18 protein-coding genes and 1 tRNA gene are annotated in these 18,694 nt (G+C 38.3%); 12 read left to right on the top strand and 7 right to left on the bottom strand.

The window, feature by feature from the left end; translation table 11 throughout:
* The first annotated feature begins 135 nt into the window (after positions 1-135).
* Positions 136-211 (top strand) — tRNA-Asn (locus FERPE_RS05620).
* A gap of 114 nt (positions 212-325) precedes the next feature.
* Here FERPE_RS05620 and FERPE_RS05615 read toward each other — a convergent pair.
* Both FERPE_RS05615 and FERPE_RS05610 read right to left on the bottom strand, forming a co-directional pair.
* Positions 326-1,498: a CapA family protein gene (locus FERPE_RS05615; protein WP_014451686.1), complete on the bottom strand. Its 1,173-nt coding sequence runs from the start codon at positions 1,496-1,498 to the stop codon at positions 326-328.
* Positions 1,499-1,576: 78 nt separating this feature from the next.
* A complete protein-coding gene (locus FERPE_RS05610; protein ID WP_014451685.1) occupies positions 1,577-2,056 on the bottom strand; it encodes a ferritin-like domain-containing protein in 480 nt (159 codons plus the stop codon).
* A gap of 191 nt (positions 2,057-2,247) precedes the next feature.
* On the opposite strand from FERPE_RS05610, the gene FERPE_RS05605 reads away from it, so the two are divergent.
* Positions 2,248-3,861, top strand: a complete 1,614-nt coding sequence (locus FERPE_RS05605) for a Na+/H+ antiporter NhaC family protein (protein ID WP_014451684.1) — start codon at positions 2,248-2,250, stop codon at positions 3,859-3,861.
* A 69-nt stretch (positions 3,862-3,930) separates the two neighbouring features.
* Here the strand turns inward: FERPE_RS05605 and ndk are convergent, their stop codons facing one another.
* From ndk to FERPE_RS05585, 4 genes are read right to left on the bottom strand one after another with little or no spacing between them, the layout of a single operon-like run.
* Positions 3,931-4,374: a nucleoside-diphosphate kinase gene (ndk, locus tag FERPE_RS05600; protein ID WP_014451683.1), complete on the bottom strand. Its 444-nt coding sequence runs from the start codon at positions 4,372-4,374 to the stop codon at positions 3,931-3,933.
* Positions 4,356-4,889: a hypothetical protein gene (locus FERPE_RS05595; protein ID WP_014451682.1), complete on the bottom strand. Its 534-nt coding sequence runs from the start codon at positions 4,887-4,889 to the stop codon at positions 4,356-4,358. Before FERPE_RS05595 ends, ndk begins: the two co-directional genes overlap by 19 nt.
* Before the next feature lie 22 nt (positions 4,890-4,911).
* On the bottom strand, positions 4,912-6,966 hold the full coding sequence (locus FERPE_RS05590; protein ID WP_014451681.1) for a transglycosylase domain-containing protein: 2,055 nt from the start codon (positions 6,964-6,966) through the stop codon (positions 4,912-4,914).
* Positions 6,963-7,421: a methylated-DNA--[protein]-cysteine S-methyltransferase gene (locus tag FERPE_RS05585; protein ID WP_014451680.1), complete on the bottom strand. Its 459-nt coding sequence runs from the start codon at positions 7,419-7,421 to the stop codon at positions 6,963-6,965. The genes FERPE_RS05590 and FERPE_RS05585 overlap by 4 nt, the downstream gene beginning before the upstream one ends.
* A 124-nt stretch (positions 7,422-7,545) precedes the next feature.
* On the opposite strand from FERPE_RS05585, the gene FERPE_RS05580 reads away from it, so the two are divergent.
* The 7 genes from FERPE_RS05580 to FERPE_RS05550 all read left to right on the top strand — a co-directional run bounded on the left by FERPE_RS05580 (position 7,546) and on the right by FERPE_RS05550 (position 13,602).
* Positions 7,546-8,052 (top strand): deoxycytidylate deaminase, encoded by a 507-nt coding sequence (locus FERPE_RS05580; RefSeq protein ID WP_014451679.1) that lies wholly within the window; start codon positions 7,546-7,548, stop codon positions 8,050-8,052.
* Positions 8,039-8,863, top strand: a complete 825-nt coding sequence (locus tag FERPE_RS05575) for a 2-oxoacid:ferredoxin oxidoreductase subunit beta (RefSeq protein ID WP_014451678.1) — start codon at positions 8,039-8,041, stop codon at positions 8,861-8,863. Before FERPE_RS05580 ends, FERPE_RS05575 begins: the two co-directional genes overlap by 14 nt.
* Positions 8,864-8,865: 2 nt before the next feature.
* Positions 8,866-9,462: a 2-oxoacid:ferredoxin oxidoreductase subunit gamma family protein gene (locus FERPE_RS05570; protein ID WP_014451677.1), complete on the top strand. Its 597-nt coding sequence runs from the start codon at positions 8,866-8,868 to the stop codon at positions 9,460-9,462.
* Complete coding sequence (locus FERPE_RS05565; protein WP_014451676.1) at positions 9,425-9,901, top strand: diacylglycerol kinase family protein; 477 nt, start codon at positions 9,425-9,427, stop codon at positions 9,899-9,901. The genes FERPE_RS05570 and FERPE_RS05565 overlap by 38 nt, the downstream gene beginning before the upstream one ends.
* Before the next feature lie 5 nt (positions 9,902-9,906).
* A complete protein-coding gene (locus FERPE_RS05560) occupies positions 9,907-10,920 on the top strand; it encodes a protein-glutamate methylesterase/protein-glutamine glutaminase (RefSeq protein ID WP_041263334.1) in 1,014 nt (337 codons plus the stop codon).
* Positions 10,921-10,989: 69 nt separating this feature from the next.
* On the top strand, positions 10,990-12,399 hold the full coding sequence (locus tag FERPE_RS05555) for an S-layer homology domain-containing protein (protein ID WP_014451674.1): 1,410 nt from the start codon (positions 10,990-10,992) through the stop codon (positions 12,397-12,399).
* A gap of 126 nt (positions 12,400-12,525) precedes the next feature.
* The gene (locus FERPE_RS05550; protein ID WP_014451673.1) at positions 12,526-13,602 is read left to right on the top strand and encodes an iron-containing alcohol dehydrogenase family protein; all 1,077 of its coding nucleotides are present in this window, start codon (positions 12,526-12,528) and stop codon (positions 13,600-13,602) included.
* A gap of 10 nt (positions 13,603-13,612) precedes the next feature.
* Here FERPE_RS05550 and FERPE_RS05545 read toward each other — a convergent pair whose 3' ends face one another.
* Positions 13,613-15,202, bottom strand: a complete 1,590-nt coding sequence (locus FERPE_RS05545) for a sensor domain-containing diguanylate cyclase (protein ID WP_014451672.1) — start codon at positions 15,200-15,202, stop codon at positions 13,613-13,615.
* A gap of 135 nt (positions 15,203-15,337) precedes the next feature.
* Between FERPE_RS05545 and FERPE_RS05540 the strand changes: the two genes are divergently transcribed.
* The 3 genes from FERPE_RS05540 to FERPE_RS05530 are packed head-to-tail and all read left to right on the top strand — an operon-like array spanning position 15,338 to position 18,640.
* The gene (locus tag FERPE_RS05540; RefSeq protein ID WP_014451671.1) at positions 15,338-16,666 is read left to right on the top strand and encodes a hemolysin family protein; all 1,329 of its coding nucleotides are present in this window, start codon (positions 15,338-15,340) and stop codon (positions 16,664-16,666) included.
* The gene (locus FERPE_RS05535) at positions 16,656-17,063 is read left to right on the top strand and encodes a cytidine deaminase (RefSeq protein WP_014451670.1); all 408 of its coding nucleotides are present in this window, start codon (positions 16,656-16,658) and stop codon (positions 17,061-17,063) included. Before FERPE_RS05540 ends, FERPE_RS05535 begins: the two co-directional genes overlap by 11 nt.
* A gap of 44 nt (positions 17,064-17,107) precedes the next feature.
* A complete protein-coding gene (locus tag FERPE_RS05530) occupies positions 17,108-18,640 on the top strand; it encodes an AAA family ATPase (RefSeq protein ID WP_014451669.1) in 1,533 nt (510 codons plus the stop codon).
* The last annotated feature ends 54 nt before the right edge of the window (positions 18,641-18,694 follow it).

The raw sequence follows: 18,694 nt of genomic DNA, 5'->3' as shown, positions 1-18,694 counted from the left end.
AAAAAAGGGGGCTTGACAAGAAAAAGGTTTCATAATATTATTTTAACGCGCAAGCGAAAGAGGAACCTTCAAGAAAGTAAGGTCTTGACAAGTTTTACGAATGTGGTATAATAGAAATCGATATATAAAGAGTGTTCCGGCGTAGCTCAACCGGCAGAGCGGGTGGCTGTTAACCACTAGGCTGGGGGTTCGAGTCCCTCCGCCGGAGCCAAAAAGAGGACGACTTAGAGTCGTCCTCTTTTTTTATCAGCAAAGGCAAATTTTTTACTAAGGTTACTACATAAGTATGTCACTAATAACTTTGTGTCAATCCGAAGTTTTAACGTTAGTGCAAAAGTATAAGAGAGTTCATAAGTTGTTTGTAAAAATAATTCTTTAATGAAGTATTAAGGTTGCTAGAAGTTTTCGAAATTAGCGGTCTTTTTACTTTCTGTTCAGACAATTTTTTCTGAGCTATTTGTGCCAGTCTTTTTGTATCAGTTTTTGTTAGCAATTCATCGGGGTATAGAGTGAAATCTGCAGCAGGTAATATTCTATAATAGGATTTACCTGCTAACTTGTAACAGTGGACCCACGTGAGAATAGGAGTTACATCAACAACGCCCTTTATAGGATGATAAGTTACGTTTAGTATTACGCCCTCATCTGTACCAGGGGCTTTCATGTTTGAAAGAAAATTACCAAGTGAGTAAGCTATAAGTTTTGTCTTCGGGCCGTATTCTACAAGCTCAATGTGCTGAAGAACATGGGGATGGCTTGCAATAACCATATCTGCACCGTTGTCCAACGCAAGGTATGCAAGTTCTATTTGCTCTTTTGTAGGGGTTGTTTCGTATTCGTTTCCATAGTGAAAATAGACTATGAGCACATCTGATATCTTTTTCATTTCATTAAGAATCGAAAGAAGTGTTTGTTTTGAGATATACATGAACATGTATTTGTACTTTTCATCAATAGGAATACCATTTGTTGAATAAGTGAATGAAACAAATGAAATTCTAAGACCTTTCACTTCAATAATCTTGTACAGTTCCTCAAGTGGAGTGGAACGAGCACCTACGTATATTAATTCGTGTTTTTTTATTTGTTCCAACGTTCTCTTCAATCCTAAGACACCTCTATCAAGCATGTGATTATTTGCCACGTTGATAATATCGAACCCTGCATATTTCAATGCATCAAGCACTTCATCAGGTGAAGAGAACCGTGGGTAGCCAGTATGCGGTTGGCCACCAAGAGTAGTCTCAAGGTTACAAAAGGCAATATCACTTTTTTCAATGTATTTTTTAATGTGTTCAAAGATATTTTCAAAATGGTACTTTCCATTCGAATAGGCGGAATTTACAGTAGGCATATGGAACATAACATCGCCAACGAATGAAAATGTTATCTCTATGGAAAATAAAAAAGAACTGGCGAAAAGATTCATGTAAAGAAAGATTGCCCAAAAGCTGACTTTGTAAACTTTCTCCATTTTATATGCATTTGATAAATCCATAGTGGCCTCCTAACTTTACAATCAAATGTATTAATAAGAACCCGGTTTCCCGGGTTCTTTTTTACGATTACTTGTCCGTTAAATCATGCTTCCTTCACTGTACGTTGATAAATCCTCGCTTTGAAGTTTTTCGGACAACTTTCTAAGATGTTCCTTTTCTTCATTGATGATTTCCTCAATTGGTTTTGGGTCGGGAACTATTTGTTTGATTTCATTATAATAAATTATCGAATCTTTCTCGACCTCTATAGCTTTTTTCAAAGCACCAAAGATAGTTTCCGGAACCGTTTCGTTTTCAATTTCCGGGAAGATAAAAGCTTTTGCGTAAGTTTCTGCATAACCGCTCACTTCTTCATTTTGCCAAGTTGCCAGTGATTGGTCTTCTTGGTACTTTTTCATTAGTTCCTCGAATCTTTTTGCATGTTCTCTTTCTTGCTCTGCAAGTTCTTTGAAGAATTCTTTGAGTTGCCCTGTAGACTTTTCGGATAGTTTAGAGTAGTAAGCGTAGCCCGCTGATTCTACTTTGATAGCGATGTTGAAAAGTTCTCTCCCTGTCATGTTCACACCTCCCTAAATTTCTTAAATCAAGTACATTTTTAAATTTATTATACCACGAAAAGGTGGTAATTACAAACTCAGTAAATAGCAAAGTTGATAGATATTTACAGAAAATTGTAATTCCTGCTTTGTTTTGTAACTGAAAAGTGGTATAATCTAGCAAAATAACATTATAGGGAGGAGGGGAAAACATGGAACACTATGGTTGGCTGAGCTTGTTACCGCCAGTTATTACTGTTGCGTTAGCACTTTTGACTAAAGAGGTTATCTTTTCTCTCTTCACAGGAGTGTTTGTAGGGTATCTTATAGTCAACGGCTGGAATCCTGTTACTGCTTTAATTGATGCTACAGACGGTATCGCTAATTCGCTTAACGATGGGTGGAACATAAGAATCATATTGTTCTGTGCTCTCCTTGGTGCTTTTGTTGGTCTGATGCAAGCAACAGGTGCCGCAAGTGCCTTTGGAAAATGGATGGCTTCGAAGGTTAAGAGTAGAAAGGGTACGCTTATCATAACATGGCTTTTTGGTATCTTCATATTCATCGATGATTATTTTAATTCCTTAACAATAGGCACCGTTATGAGGCCTGTTACTGATGAACAAAAGATTTCAAGAGCGAAACTCGCGTATATATTGGATTCAACGGCAGCCCCAGTAAGTGTCTTGGCGCCTATTTCAAGCTGGGTGGTTACTATAATGAGTATCATCAAAGGTTCAGATGGCTTTTCAAAGCTTGGTGTTAGTGAATTCACATTCTTTATCCTACTCATACCTATAAATCTATACGCAATACTAGCAATACTTATGGTTCTTCAAACCATACTCAGAAGGGACTTCGGGCCAATGGCAAAAAGTGAAAACCGAGCGCTCAAAGGTTTGGGACTTTACAATGCAGAATTTGGTCAACCAACAGGTGAAGTTAAAGAAGGTATAGTTGTCAAGGAACGGGCTAGAGCGATTGACATGATTTTGCCAATTCTTGTTCTTGTCGGTCTTGCGGTGATTTTCTTCCCAATTACTACATACCTTGGAGCGATAGACGGAGAAAACATACATACATTTTCAGAAGCAGTGAAGTCTATGACACTCAAAGAAGCGTTTAACAACACTGATGCCTCCAAGGCCTTATTTTATGCATCGTTGTTTACATTAGTTTTTGCGTCGATATATTTTATGCTAAGAGGATTACTTACAATCCAAAAAGTTGGAGAAGCTATTGTTGGTGGTATAAAGTCAATGGTTCCAGCACTTGTTATATTGACCCTTGCTTGGACGATAGGAACGGTTATTAAGAGTTCACCGGAAGATGGTGGATTGGGACTTTCGAAGTATCTTGCTCATGTAGTCACAAGCGGCGGTTTTCCATTGTGGGCTTTACCGGTTGTTGTGTTTATAATTGCAGCAGCTATTTCTTTCGCCACAGGGACAAGCTGGGGAACGTTTGCGATAATGATTCCTATTGCCATGCCAATTGCTATAGCGCTCGCTGAGAAAACAGGTGCTAACCTTTTGAACAGCGCACTTATTACAGTTGGTGCTTCAATTGGCGGTGCGATTTTTGGAGACCACTGTTCACCTATATCAGATACTACGATTTTATCTTCAACAGGAGCTGGTTGCCCGCATCTTGAACATGTCGCCACACAGATGCCTTACGCTACGTTTGTTATGGTAATCTCTGCACTGGGTTATTTAATTGCCGGTATATTTAATAGTCCAGTAGCTGGTTTCGTTTCGGCTCTTATAGTGTTTTTCATCGCTTATGAAGTCATGATACGCGTTAGAAAACCTGTTGAGGAATAATGGGTAGGTTAATCAAGAATAAAACCTGGGGTTGACCCCCAGGTTTTGAATTTTTCAAGTGGCTTTTTATCAAATATCGTCTTGTATATCAAGTTTATACTCTATCAAATCCTCTGGTGAGAAGAATATGGACATTTCTCTTTCGGCATTTTCAACAGAATCACTTGCGTGGATGAGATTTTTAGTTACGGTTAGTGCAAACTCTCCCCTTATTGTTCCCGCCTCTGCTTTAAGTGGATCAGTTGCTCCAACGATGTGTCTTACCATTTCTATTACTCTCGGTGCTTCTACAACCATTGCCACAACAGGTCCGCTCATCATGAAGTTCACAAGTTCTTCGTAAAATGGTTTACCTTTGTGTGGTTCATACAGTTTTTCACATTGCTCCTGTGTCATCCAAAGAAACTTTAGACCGACGATTTTTATTCCTCTTTGCTCGAATCTTTTCAATATCTCTCCAATGAGCCCTCTTCTAACTGCGTTTGGCTTAAGTATTATAAAAGTTCTCTCCAAGAAATCACCTCCAGATACTCATAATTTGAGGAAAGCGCACTGAGGATAGTATCCATCTCGTTATTTGGATATTTTGTTAGGACAAATGTCGTATTCGTTTCTTTTTTGGTTCCTGGATAGTATTTTGCATGAAAGACATCTCCCAAGTACTCAGGGAAGAGCCTTTCACCACACAACTCATTTTTGGTTGACTTCAGACCGCCCAGAAGTTTGTTGATGTCAAGGTTGTATTTTTTAGAAAACAGTTCAAGTACTGCTGCTTGGATTGCAAACTTAACCTTCGGATGGTTTGGAAAATGTTCTTCAAGTATACCGGTAATGACAAAAACATCTTCGCAGTGCAGTTTTTCAACGATGCTTCTGTACTCTTCAATTACCCCCATAAAAATTTTATAGTTCTCACCGTTTTTTCTAATTGGTAGTATTGCTCCTGTTCCTGACAGATTATTTTCTTCAACCCGCAGAACTATGTATTCAAAGTTATCCTTTCTCTCCAAGTTGTAGAAAAATTTCACTTCACAACACCTCCAATGCATTTTAAAACTCTATACCTTGGTCTAATAGCTTTTGATAGACTTCCGCCGCAAGTTCTTGCGACAAAGAGTTTATTTCAGAAAGGATGGTTCTTCTTTCATCTGGACTATATGATTTCAAAACTTCAACAAGCTCGTTTGCTGTAATTGAGGATGTTTTCACCCTGGAAACAATCTCTTCCCGAGACAGTTTTATTGGTTTATTTTGATTTGTTTCTTGAACGGAATTTATTGTTTCTGGTTGTGAGGTAGTTGAAGTGCTTTCTGGAGCCTCACCTGTAACTGTTTTAGGTTCTGTAAGGTTTTCGGAGTCGCCCATGACGTTGAATCTTTGAATCTTACTGTTAATCGGTAAAGAAATTGGAGTGTATCCTATTTCAGTTTTGACAGCTATCTCTCTCCACTTTGGAGTTACTACAAGACCACTGACTTCCTTTACGTTATCCCTCGCCAGTATGAAGAGGTATTTTCCGTCTCCCCCAACAAACCACGCATAGTTTTCCGCAGAACCTGATTTTCCGTATATTTTTCTTCCAGGCATTTGTGCAGACCGGGAAGTTCCTTCGGTAACTACTTTTTCCATTGCCCTGAGTGTCAGGATAGAAGCTTCTAGCGGTGTCCTTTTATCAAATTCCTTGGGTGGTTTAACAACATTTACTAAAGCAGGTTTGTACGAATAGTATACGTACCCATTCTTATCCTTAACGTACTCAACAATTCGTGGTCTGATGACTAAACCTCCAGTAAATATTGCTGAATAACCTTGCGCAACATCGGCAACGGATGTTTCTAAGGTCCCAAGTGCCAAAGTGGCATCGTTAGGATAGAAACCTGATATCATCAATGTATTCTTTAGGAAATTCGTAACATTTCCTTGTCCAAGTTTCAAAAACAAATTGATAGATGGTATGTTCAAAGAGTGTGCGAGCGCATATTCAATAGTTACTTTCCCTCGGAATTTCTTGTCAAAGTTTTCTGGTTCCCATCGCCCAATTTTGATAGGATTGTCCGGAAGAAAGTCATCAAGATTGTACCCTGCCATAAATGCAAGGTAATAGTAGAATGGTTTTATAGCTGAACCAAGCTGCCGACGCCCATTAATTATACCAAGTCCATACGCTGCTCTTATTTTTCCTGTTGAATGCTCAACTATCAACCCAGCCCATTGGTCTTTGGTTATGTTAGAAACTAAAAGCTCTTGCAACTTCTTGTCAATTGTAGTCCTAACTCTGAAGCCATTTCTTAAATCTCCGAGTTCAAATCCAAGCTCTTTGAGTTCTGTAACAATTATCCAAAAGAGATCCTGATCAAATGAACGTGCAAAATCATTTGTGTTTCTTATATCTATATTTTTAAGTTCCTCCAACGCACGTGAATATTCAAGTTCAGTTAATACTCCGGCCTCCTTCATTTTTCTCAGAACGTTTTTTGTGAAGTCTTTATTCAGCTCTTTCAATGGATTGGCTTTTTCCGGAGATCTGAGTGTTGCAGTGAGCATTGCAATTTCAAGAGGTGTTAGTTGTTCCAGGGTTTTGTTAAAGTAAAATTTTGCAGCTGCTGGAAAACCGTAAACTCCATTACCTAGGTATACAGAGTTTATATACATTTCTAAAATCTCATTTTTTGAGTAATTTTGTTCCAACCAAAGTGCAATAAGTGCCTCTTTTATCTTGCGTTTCCAAGTCCTCTCCTGTGAGAGATACAAAGTTCTTGCTAACTGTTGAGTAATGGTGCTTCCACCTTGAATTTCATCGGTGGTGATTATCGTAAAAAGAGCCCTAGCTACTCCTATAAGGTCGACACCACTGTGAGTGTAAAACCTCTTATCTTCAGATACTATCACACTGTCCTTAACGAGTACTGGAATATCATCAAAATCAACCCAAACAGTCTTTGGACTGTACAATGGTGTCCCGTCAGAATATTCAACAACCAGGCTTGTTGGAATTTTGTTCTGTGGCGCTGAGAGATTTGCAGTATATCTGTTGTAGATCACAAGAGGTGTAAACAGGGACAAAAAGAAAAATGTTAAAAATAATGTGAACAAGAATTTCTTCAAAGTGATCCCTCCAGCTTCAAAAGATATTCTTTCCACTTAATCATAGATTTACCATTTCTTGCTGTAAACCCGCCTATAGAATCTTTACCAACAACCCTATGACATGGAATATACAAAGGCAATGGGTTTGATGCCATAGCGTATCCGACAACTCTTGCACTTGTACCGCATATTTTAGCCAATTCTCCATACGTTATGATTTTACCATAAGTCACATTTTCTTTCAAATATGACCAAATCTTTTCAAAGACGGGACCAGTCGAATACCTAACTGGAAAATCAAGAACTTTCCGTTCACCGCAAAGATACTCGTTAATCTGTCTTGTGAATATGTTATTTCCGTATTCTGGTAAAATATCTTCAGTTAGTTGGATTTGTTCGCAGACGTCATTTCTTGTAAATATTAAAATACTACCAATTTCTGCTCTAACAACTGAAATCTCAAACTTTTCCACATTTACGCCCCCTTGCTCTAGTTCGTAAATTTTGCTATCAGTTGATATTATTTACTAATTGGTTTAAAATAAAATTAGTCACTAATCTTAAATGTTTGGTCTGATAGACAAAAGAGGTGAAGTTATGGATTTGGAGTCATACCTTAAAAATGTTACCATAAAAGAGTCAAAAGATGAAAGAGAGAGCTGGGACGACTATTTCAAAAGATTAGCCAGGTTAATTGCAGAAAGGTCCACCTGTGTTCATAGAAAAGTTGGTGCTTTAATAGTAAAGGACAAACGAATATTGGCAACTGGTTACAATCAACCCCCCTCTGGGTTTCCACATTGTGACCAGATTGGTTGTATCAGAGATGATTTGGATATTCCATCGGGCAGGAATCAAGAAATCTGTTATGGCTTGCATGCCGAGCAGAATGCGCTTATGCAAGCCGCAAAATTTGGGATTTCAACAGAGGGTGCCACAATCTACGTGACTCACAAGCCGTGTTCTGTTTGCGCACGCCTTATAATCAATGCCGGTATTAAGAGAGTAGTGTACATAGAGGGTTACCCAGATCCTTTGACCGATTTCTTTTTCAAAACATGTGGAATAGAAGTGTATGGAGGTGGGGAGAGTGAAGGTAGATAAGCTGCTCAAGTACATAAGGGAAGATAGATGGCCCACGGTATGGTGTCCAGGTTGCGGGAACGGAATAATACTCAAAAGCTTTTTGGAAGCTTATGACCAGACCGGTTTGGACCCTGATCAGACAGCCGTTGTTTCTGGAATAGGTTGTTCATCAAGATCGACAGGTTATCTTGATTTTAACACGATGCACACGCTGCATGGTAGAGCTATAGCTTTTGCGACAGGTGTAGCACTTGCAAGACCGGATTTCAAGGTCGTTGTGATGGGTGGGGATGGAGATATTACAGCTATTGGTGGCAATCATTTCATTCATGCGTGTAGAAGAAATATCAATCTAACAGTCATAATATACAATAACATGATTTATGGAATGACAGGTGGTCAACACTCACCTACAACTCCGGCTGGAAAAATCGCTGGAACAATGCCATTGGGTAATGTTGAGGAGCAATTCAACGTTGTAAATCTTGCTCTTTCTGCTGGTGCTACGTATGTTGCAAGGTCAACAGTATATCATTATCAGCTCACTGTAAAATACATAAAAGAAGCGCTTCTCCACAAGGGTATTTCCATTGTAGAAGTTCTCACGAATTGCCATACATACTACGGAAGGTACAACGGATTAAGGGAGCCTTGGCAGATGATGGATTACTTCAAAAACAATACTGTCATGAAAGAGAAAGCTGACCAAATGACAGAAGAAGAGCTTAAGGGCAAAATCGTTATAGGAGTGTTTAGAAAAGATGAATCTAAGCCTGATTTCTACACTAGATACAGACTTACCTATGCTAATCAAAGTAAGGGGGAATGACAATGACAAGGCCTTTTTCTATAAGGATTGCCGGAATTGGTGGACAAGGTAATTTGCTTGCAGGTTACGTTTTATCAAGAGCCTTTGTTTTAGCAGAAAAATATGTTGTCCAGACACAGAATTACAGCGAACAAGTACGTGGTGGACCTAGTTACTGTGATGTTTTGGTATCAAACGAACCGATACTATATCCAAAAGCTGTGGTATTTGACTCTTTGATAATAATGCATCCATCTATGGTTAGCCAGGCCAAATTCGTTGCAACCAATGGTATAATTGTTTATGACAGCACGTATATAAAGGACATTCCAAACGAATTCAGACGAGTTACGAAAAGAATAATCAATATTCCAGCCAGCAAACTAGCGATTGAAAAATTCGGTAACGTGATGGTCTCAAACATGATATTGCTCGGGGCCTTGGTAAAGAGCACGGCTTTGGTTGATTTTGATACGTTGTTTGAAGCTGTAAAAGAGGAAGTTAACCCTAAATATTACGAACTGAACGTGGAGGCGATCAAATTTGGAGCGGCGCTTACGGACAAGGTATACAAACCTCGCATTGAAAGAAAAAGAAAAAGGACGATTGGGTTCGAATAATCTCAAAGAATCATTTGAACATGCAATAGAGGGTATTGTTGAATCAATAATATCAGAGAGAAACTTAAGGATACATTTTTCAATAGGGTTATTGGTCATTGCCGCAACATTTTTCCTCCCAGTAAAAAGGGAAGACACATTGTGGATTATATTCGCTGTTTTCTTTGTCATCTGGTCAGAACTTGTAAACACTATTATCGAACATCTGATGAATTTGTACAGTAAGGAGTACCACCCTGTAATAAAGATAATCAAAGATGTTAGTGCGGGAGTTGTGTTGTGGGCAACTCTTTTCTCCGTAACAGTCGGAATTATGGTCTTTGGTGGTATTCTATTTGACTGGAGTTTGGAAATAGCGAAGATTTTTGCTATAATATCAACAGTTACGTTTCCGTTACTCAGTATCAAGGTGGTGAGAAGTTGGAAAAAGAAAAAATAAAAGTAATGGTTGTTGATGATTCACCATTTATGAGAATGATTCTAAAGGATATTATCGACAAAGAAGCAGATATGCAAGTTGTTGGTGTAGCAAGGGATGGAATGGAAGCCGTTGAGCTTGCGTTGAAGCTCAAACCAGATGTAATTACTATGGACGTTGAGATGCCAAAGTTGAACGGTATTGAGGCACTGAAGGAGATAATGAAGAGAGCACCTACGCGGATTATAATGGTAAGTAGCTTGACAGAAGAAGGAGCAGAAATAACACTTTTAGCACTTGAACTAGGTGCCGTTGATTTTGTAACCAAGCCTTCCGGTAGCGTATCTATGGATTTCAGAAAAATGGGACCAGAGTTGGTGCAAAAAATTCGAGATGCTATGAAAATAAATATTTCGCAAATCCTTCTTAAGAGAAAACCGTTGGCTAATCTCCGTGTGAAATCTGTAGTATCAGGCAAAGTAGTTGTTATAGGTGCTTCAACAGGGGGGCCAAGGTCTTTGGATCTCGTAATCCCGCCTCTTCCAAAGGATTTTCCTGCACCTATTTTGCTGGTTCAGCATATGCCTCCAGGATTTACGAAATCCTTAGCACAGAGATTAGATAGAATTTCCAACCTGTCTGTTAAAGAGGCAGAAGAAGGTGATGTTCTTAAACCCGGATGGGTTTATGTAGCTCCAGGGGATTATCATATGGGTGTCAAGTATCAGGATAAAAAAGGTATTATCTATCTTGATAAAAACACAGAAAAAATTAACAACGTAAGACCCGCAGTGGATTATACTCTCGATAAAGTTGCAGAAATCTACAAAGAAAATACTATAGCTGTTATTCTTACCGGAATGGGAAAGGATGGTACAAAGGGTGCCTTTAAGGTTAAATTCTTCAAAGGTGTTGTCATAGCCGAGAGCCAAGAAACTTGCGTGGTTTTTGGTATGCCCAAGTCAGTTATAGAAGAAGGTTACGCTGATTATGTACTTCCCGCTGATAAGATTCCAGAAAAACTCGTAGAACTTGTGTAACTTACAAGCTATGATAAAATAGATTTAGCGAGCCTGAAAAACTAAAATAAAGAAGGAGGGTGTCAAAAGATGAAAAGAGCATTTTTAGTTTGTTTTATTGTTGTTGCATTATTCAGTAGCCTTTACGCAGCAACGTTTAAAGATGTGCCGGCAAACCATTGGGCTTACGAGGCTGTTGACCAATTAACCAAGCTCGGTATCTTGAGTGGTATGCCAGATGGAACTTTCCAAGGAAATCAACCTTTAACTAGGTATCAACTTGCTGTTGCGCTCTATAGAATGTTGAATATATTAAACGATAGGATTTCTGCTGTGGAAAAGAAGCTACCTACTTCAACAACATCATCCCAGCAATCGCAACAAGTTGCACTTCCAGCAAACATCGATGCGCAACTTAAGGACATTTCAAATAAAATACTTGAACTTGCAACAGCTGATAAAAACATCAACACACGAATTGATAATTTGATTGCTCAGGTTAATTCTTTGTCATCGACTGTACAGGATTCTTCTAAGCAGCTAAACAACTTAAAAAGGGATTTAGATGATCTTAAAGCACTGTATGATGCTTTGACAGTTAAAGTAACCGAGATGAGGGGTTTAGTTTCAGTGACGCCTACAGGACAGAATCTTAACGAGTTGTCGAAAAACGTTGATGATGTGAGGAACGAGGTAGAAAACCTAAAGAAGAGGTTAACCACTCTTGAGCAAACAGTAACTTCTTTAAATCAAAGAATTTCATCGCTTGCAACTACGGAGAGTGTCACAACTCTTTCTTCAAAAGTTTCCGGAGTCGAGAAAAACGTGAAAGATTTACAGGATTCTGTAAACTCTATTCGTGCACAACTGACAACGCTATCAACAATTGAAACAAAAATTTCAAATGTAGAAAGAAAAACTTCAGAGATAGATGCTATCAAACAGTCTGTTTCCGAAGTCTCAAAACTTCAGTCAGCCATTTTCGCAGACGTAAATAGCATGAAGTCTGATATTAGCAAATTTAAAAGCACAGTTGATGCTCTTAACAATGAGATAGTCGGACTTAAAAAAATGGACTCTTCTTTACAAGACGAAATTGCAAATCTGAAGGTCGAAGTGAACGACTTAAAAGTTGAGATTATCAATTTAAAACAAGTTGACTCTGAAGTCAAAAACGCAATTTCGACAGTTGAAAGAAAAGTCGAAGGTCTTGAAAAACAAATCCAGGATGTCGAAAGTCTTAAATCAGAAGTTACAGGCGTTAAGAACAACATTTCAACGCTTTCGGGAGATGTTGAAGCATTAAAACAGAAGAACTCACAGGATGTTAAAAATTTGAAAGATGAACTTGCACAACTAAAGAGCGAAAATGATAACTTAAAGGCAAAGGTGGCAGCGCTTGAAACAAATCAAACGGGTAACATATCTTTGATCCTCAGTATTCTTGGGGTAATATTAGGAGGTGCAGCCCTCTGGTTTGTTATTCAGGGGCAGCAATGATATCAGCATAATCGATTTGTTTTAAAGTTTACTCAATTGCTGGTCTTTTCGGACCAGCTTTTTTCTTGTAACTTTTGTGGAAGATTGAAAACGGTAGAAAAATAGAGATGAAAGGGTGGTAGTCGAATGGGTTTTTTTATGCCAACTAAAGTGCTGTACGGGAAAGATATTGTTCTTAAGAATAGAGAACTTTTTCAGTCTCTCGGTGAGACATTTCTCATTATTACTGGAAGAAGTTCGAGGAAAAATGGTAGTTTTGACGATATTTTAGACGTGCTTGAAGGAAAGCATGTGTACATATACGATGAAACTCCCGAAAATCCTCCTCTGGAGGTTGTAAAGGAGATATCAGAAAGATTCGAAGACGTTGATGTAGTTATCGGACTTGGTGGTGGAAGTCCAATGGACACTGCAAAGGCTGTGGCAGTGCTTATTGAGAACAAACACTTGAAACCCGAAGACTTGTATGACAAAAGTAAATATCAAAGTGCAAAACCGATAATATGCATTCCTACCACGGCAGGAACTGGTAGTGAGGTTACTCAGTACTCTGTGCTGACTGTAAATGGCAGAAAACGTGGTTTTTCACACGAATGCGTGTTTCCAAAAATTTCATTTGTTGATTATAAATACACATTTACGTTAAGTGAATCACTAACACTCTCTACAGCTCTTGACGCATTATCTCATGCAGTAGAGGGATTTTTATCAACGAGAGCTACACCTTTCAGTGACATGATTGCAATTGAAAGTGTTAAGATAATCAAAGAGTATCTCCCAAAGTTAATGAGTGATTTGGCTAATGAATTCTACAGAGAACGGATGATGTTTGCATCAACATTGGCAGGAATGGTTATTGCTCAAACAGGGACTACGGTTGCACATGCATTGGGTTATTCTTTAACAACGGACAAAGGTGTAAAACATGGACTTGCTACAGCTGTTTTTTTGCCATATGAATTGAGAATCGCAAAAAAATATGGGTGTGAAAAAGCTAACGTTATCATCGATATGTTCGACGGTTCACTGTACGAATTCTACCGTCTTTTGAACGTAAGACTTGATACTTTAATCACTGATGATGATATACATTCATGGGCATCAATTGTAATAAATGCTTCACATCTTAGTGTTACACCAGGAAAGTACGACTTAGAAACCATTGTTGAGGCGTACAAAGAGGTTAGAGAACATTTTTGCTGAGATAAAAATTTCAGTTATAGGAATTGTTCTGTTCTTCAGTACCATCAATACATATGGTGTGCTTACCACTTCTTTTCGCTTTATAGAGTAGTTCATCTGCTCTTTTAAGCACACTTATACCATTGGTGTCATCGTTTGGCAAGATTTTGGTAATACCTGCACTTATTGATATTCGAAATTCTTTTATATCAAGCGTATCGAGTTTATCAATTATCCTTTGAATAATTAGACCAGCGGATTCCAGGGGAGTATTAGGAAGTAGTATTGCAAATTCATCGCCACCAAATCTTGCACACACGTCAGTATTTCGTGTGTTTTCCATCATGACTTTAGATAACGTAATTATCGCAAGGTCGCCTTTGTCGTGACCAAGGGTATCGTTGATTTGTTTTAATCCATCTAAATCGATCATTACGACACACGAGTCACCACCGTATCGTTTTATTCGCCTAATTTCAGCTTGTAACATCATCACGAAATACCTTCTGTTGAAAAGCTTGGTCAATGGATCTCTAAATGAGGCTTCTTCTAACTTCTGAATATAGTAAACACTGTCTATGAAGTTAAGGATTACCGCTGCAATATTTTCTAAACATCTTTTCGTAGCATATTTTGGTAGCGCTTTATAAGACATTTCTAAGCTTAAGGTTTTTTCATCTAACCGGCGTTCGTAGTTAATGGTTTTGTATAGGTCCCTCTCATTAGTTTCGATTTTATTCAGAAGTTCGAAAAATTTTGTTTCCTCGTGTGTTTGGATTCTTCCAATCGCTCTTTTTATATTGCACTTTTCTTCTAATATCTTTGCCAGTTTGCTTATGGCATCATGGTAGCTAGTTTCCGAAGTAGCACTAAGGATGGAAAATAGAATATCCTCTTCGAAATCTCTGATTTTTTGTTCAGTGACATCGACTCCCACACTTATTGTTCCGAATGGCTTACCGTTTTTGGTGAGTAATTTATTTTGCCAAAGCACTGTAATGGTTTTTCCGTCTTTTGTTATGATATCATTTTCAAATGTTTTGCGGGGTTCAACACGCCCATTCATGATATCGTCAAAAACTCGCTTAACTGTACTCTTTATATCCTCTGGAATAAATATATCAAACCAATTCTTTCCAAGAACTTCTACCAAACTGTAGCCTGTTTTTTCAAGAGTCCAGTTGTTGACGTATGCAATCTTCCCTTTCTCATTTAAAACAACAAAAAAAACAGGAGCAAGCTCAAGGTACATTGTTAACGTTTCAAGCTTTTCAGTTATAACTTCATCGATAAGTAGCTGTTCTGTTATCACTTCACCTAAGGTCCAGTAGTATTCTTTGGCTTTAAACGTTAAAAGTTTTATCTTTTCAGTTTCTGGTGTGTGCAAAGTTATAATATCTTGTGAAAAGCCATTCTTATTAACGCGCTTGATTATATCAGAAAAGTCCGGCAAGATACGAAAAACGTTTGTTAGATTCTTTAGGCAAACAGGAACATTATCGGAGACTTTTAAGATTTCTCCGTTTTCATCGAAGATAAGTAAAAATATCTTTGACTTTTCAAGGGCAACTTTAAGGGTTTCAAAATCTAAAATAAGTCCGTTGCTTTGGATATACCCCACCTCGTTTAGTTGAATTTATGAATTTTACAACACATTTAATTATATCATACTGTTAAAGTATTTCCAACGTTAACCCGCGATTGTCTTTATGGTATAATATAATCAGTGTAAAAAATTCTTGGAGGTGAACTTTTCGTGGAGGATCCACTGAGTTATTTATGGTATGCGTTTTTCATAGTTCTGTTGATTATGATATCGGGATTTTTCTCGGCGTCAGAAACTGCGCTGACATCTGTTAGCCGTCACGAACTGCGGCTTCTCGCCAAAAGTAAAGAAGAGCAAGAAGAGGAAGAAAGTGAAATGCACTTTTTTAACAAATTGCTCACAGCACTGTTGATATCAAACAATTTGGTGAACATTTTAGCTTCCTCCTTAGCTGCAGTAATGTTCTCGCAAGTAGTTAAATCAGAATCGCTTTCAGCAATACTTTCTACACTTGTGATGACCTTCTTTTTACTTGTATTCGGAGAGATTACTCCAAAGATTTTGGCAAGGCAAAACAGTGAAAAAATGTTCGAAAGAAGTATTAAAATCATAATTTTTATTTCAAAGATGTTGTCGCCAATAATTACTATGTTTATTGCAATTGCCAACGCAATAGTTAAACTTTTAGGTGGGAATGTTGTTCAGGAAACACCTTTTATAACAATGGATGATATAGCCTCTTATCTGGAGATAGGACGTGAGGAAGGGTCCATCACACACGAAGAGGGATTAATGATAGAGCGCACAATTGAAATGGACGAGACATTGGTTAAGGAGATAATGATTCCAAGGATAGATATAGTAGCTATTGAAGAAAGTCAGACTTTAAGAGAAGCAATGGAAATCATTGTTGAAGAAGAATACTCGAGAATACCTGTTTATCGTGAAACAATAGACAATATTGTTGGAATCTGTTACGCAAAAGATGTGCTCAGCTTCATTGCTCGAAGAGGGATGGATGTTGTAGACAAAGTTTTAGTCAAGGAACTGATAAGACCACCTCTCTTTGTGCCTGAGTTTATGCCTGTATCTGAATTGCTAAAAGAATTCAAGGCCAAGAAGGTTCATATGGCTATAGTTGTTGACGAATACGGAGGAACAGCTGGTATCGTCACTATGGAAGACATACTTGAAGAAATCTTTGGTGAGATAATGGACGAATACGACGAAGGAGAAAATACCGGAATCAAGAAAATCAACGATAATTCCTACTTGGTTGACGCTACGCTCTCACTCAACGACATTGAAAGGGAACTCAGGATAGAATTTCCAGAAGGGGAATTTGACACATTAGCAGGGTATCTTCTCGAAAAGTTTAAGCACATTCCGAAGGTAGGAGAAACATACGAGGATGAGAGAATAGCTTTTAAAGTTGTTGCTGCCTCAAGGAATAAGATAGAAAAAGTCTTGGTAACTATCAAGCAAGAAAAAGACGCAGCCAAGAATCAGAACAAGGAGGTCGAGGATAATGAGGACTGAAGAACTCATACAGAAAGCCAAAGAAGCTATGAAAAATGCTTATGCCCCGTATTCTCAATTTCACGTTGGCGCTGCTTTGCTTACAAAGAGCGGGAAAGTATACATAGGTGCGAATGTTGAGAACGCATCATATGGCTTAACAAACTGTGCGGAAAGAACCGCAATTTTTTCTGCTGTAGCAAACGGCGAAAGGGAATTTGATACTTTGGTTGTGATAGCGGATACGGAAAAACCAGTTGCTCCCTGCGGAGCGTGCAGGCAGGTTATGGCTGAATTCGGAAATTTTAAAGTCATACTGACTAATCTGAAAGGTGAGGTATTGGAAACCACTGTTAGCGAATTGTTACCATATGCATTTGACAAAGGAAATTTGAGGGGCAAAGATGAACACAAGTAAAACTCTTGGGACATTTGTTTGAATTTTGCTGAGGTGAGTTGCTCTTGATTGAATTAATACACATCAATGAATATGTTTATTTAAAGGATGTAGATATATATCTTTCAGAAGGTCTTAACATAATAACTGGTGAGACAGGAACTGGGAAAAGCTTAATTCTCGACGTGATTGGTTCGTTTTTGGACTATCAGAACATCCGTAGTGAGACCTTCTCGGCCGACATGGTTGTAAACCTTCATAAGGACTACGAGGAGATTGGAATAAAAAAAGGTCAACATGTGTTCAGTGTTGAGCGAAAAAACAAGAGATTATTCTACAAAATAGATGGTCGATTGGTTAGTCGTGAACAAATCCAAAACGTCCTCTCGAGTCTCGTAACTATCCATAAGCAAAACTCACATATGAAGCTATTAGATAAAGATTTTATCCTTGAGATACTCGACGAAATAGCTGGAAACTCAAAAATACTTGAGAACTACAAAAAGCTTTACGATGAATATCAACAAGTTGTCAAAATTATCACTACAACGGACAAAGCTACAGAGTTGAAAAAACTTGAAGAGCTAAAGGAAAGAGTTAACGAAATAGCAAATGCAAATCTCAGTGAAGACGAAGAACAAGAACTTGAAGAAAAATACAAAAAAGCACTTAACATGCAAACTCTTCTCCAAAACTATAGCACCGCTTCTCAACAGCTGGAAGAGATAGAATACGCATTGAGAAGAGTCTATTCACTGCTAGAAGATAAATATCACGATTTGTTAGACAATGCTGTTGAATCGATAGCAGAGCTTAACAACAGAATAGGCAAAGAACTGGCTAATATAGAAGATATAAACCTTGAAGAGATTGAAAACAGGTTGTGGGTCTATAGGAAATTGCGTAGGAAATATGGTCCCACAATAGAAGATGTGCTGGCAAATTTCAAAAAGTGGTCCGAGGAAATAAGGATTGTTGAAAAGACGGTTGAAATCTTAGAAAACGCGGAAAGAGAACGTCAGCGATTGGAAAGCGAATTGCGTGACTTAGCACTTCAAATAAGCGAAAAAAGAAAAGGTGCTGCGAGAAAAATTGTGAAAGCGATTTCCGAACATTTGCAGGATTTGAATATGAACGCAAGGATAGATTTTTCCTTCTATGAAAAAACAATGACAAAAAACGGGATAGATGAAGTTGAGCTGGTTGGAAGCACGCTCTCCGATGGCCCGCTATATCCATTGCGAAAGATAGCTTCTGGTGGTGAACTATCACGTTTGATGCTTGCGTTGGAACTCAGTATGGCTAGTACCGATGTGCTGGTATACGATGAAATTGATGCCGGCATAGGTGGGGTAACTGCTGTAAAATTGGCTCAGAAACTAAGTGAACTTTCGAAAAAACATCAGGTGATAGTTGTAACCCACTTGCCTCAGATTGCTTTGAAAGCAGACAAGCATTTGTCTTTACGTAGGATAGGTGATACAGGTCAGGTGGTAGAATTAGATGAAAAAGGGCGAATGGAAGAAATTGAGAGAATGCTTGGTGGAAAAGAGGTTATAGAAATTATTGGAGATTTAAGTAATGCTAAAGAAAAATAAGGCTGGGAGCAATTCCCAGCCTCAGACTGTTGACAAAGTATAACTTGTTCAAGT

The sequence above is a fragment of the Fervidobacterium pennivorans DSM 9078 genome (genome assembly GCF_000235405.2).
Taxonomy (GTDB): Bacteria; Thermotogota; Thermotogae; order Thermotogales; family Fervidobacteriaceae; genus Fervidobacterium; species Fervidobacterium pennivorans.
Note: the sequence above shows the minus strand (reverse complement) of the source record. Positions and strands in the feature narration are given on the sequence as shown.

What these genes read in the sequence shown, in the direction of transcription:
- FERPE_RS05535 (WP_014451670.1), top strand. Translation starts at nt 16,656, where the DNA reads ATGAGGACTGAAGAACTCATACAGAAAGCCAAAGAAGCTATGAAAAAT.
- FERPE_RS05555 (WP_014451674.1), top strand. Translation starts at nt 10,990, where the DNA reads ATGAAAAGAGCATTTTTAGTTTGTTTTATTGTTGTTGCATTATTCAGT.
- FERPE_RS05560 (WP_041263334.1), top strand. Translation starts at nt 9,907, where the DNA reads ATGGTTGTTGATGATTCACCATTTATGAGAATGATTCTAAAGGATATT.
- FERPE_RS05580 (WP_014451679.1), top strand. Translation starts at nt 7,546, where the DNA reads ATGGATTTGGAGTCATACCTTAAAAATGTTACCATAAAAGAGTCAAAA.
- FERPE_RS05605 (WP_014451684.1), top strand. Translation starts at nt 2,248, where the DNA reads ATGGAACACTATGGTTGGCTGAGCTTGTTACCGCCAGTTATTACTGTT.
- FERPE_RS05610 (WP_014451685.1), bottom strand. Translation starts at nt 2,056, where the DNA reads ATGACAGGGAGAGAACTTTTCAACATCGCTATCAAAGTAGAATCAGCG.
- FERPE_RS05570 (WP_014451677.1), top strand. Translation starts at nt 8,866, where the DNA reads ATGACAAGGCCTTTTTCTATAAGGATTGCCGGAATTGGTGGACAAGGT.
- FERPE_RS05615 (WP_014451686.1), bottom strand. Translation starts at nt 1,498, where the DNA reads ATGGATTTATCAAATGCATATAAAATGGAGAAAGTTTACAAAGTCAGC.
- FERPE_RS05550 (WP_014451673.1), top strand. Translation starts at nt 12,526, where the DNA reads ATGGGTTTTTTTATGCCAACTAAAGTGCTGTACGGGAAAGATATTGTT.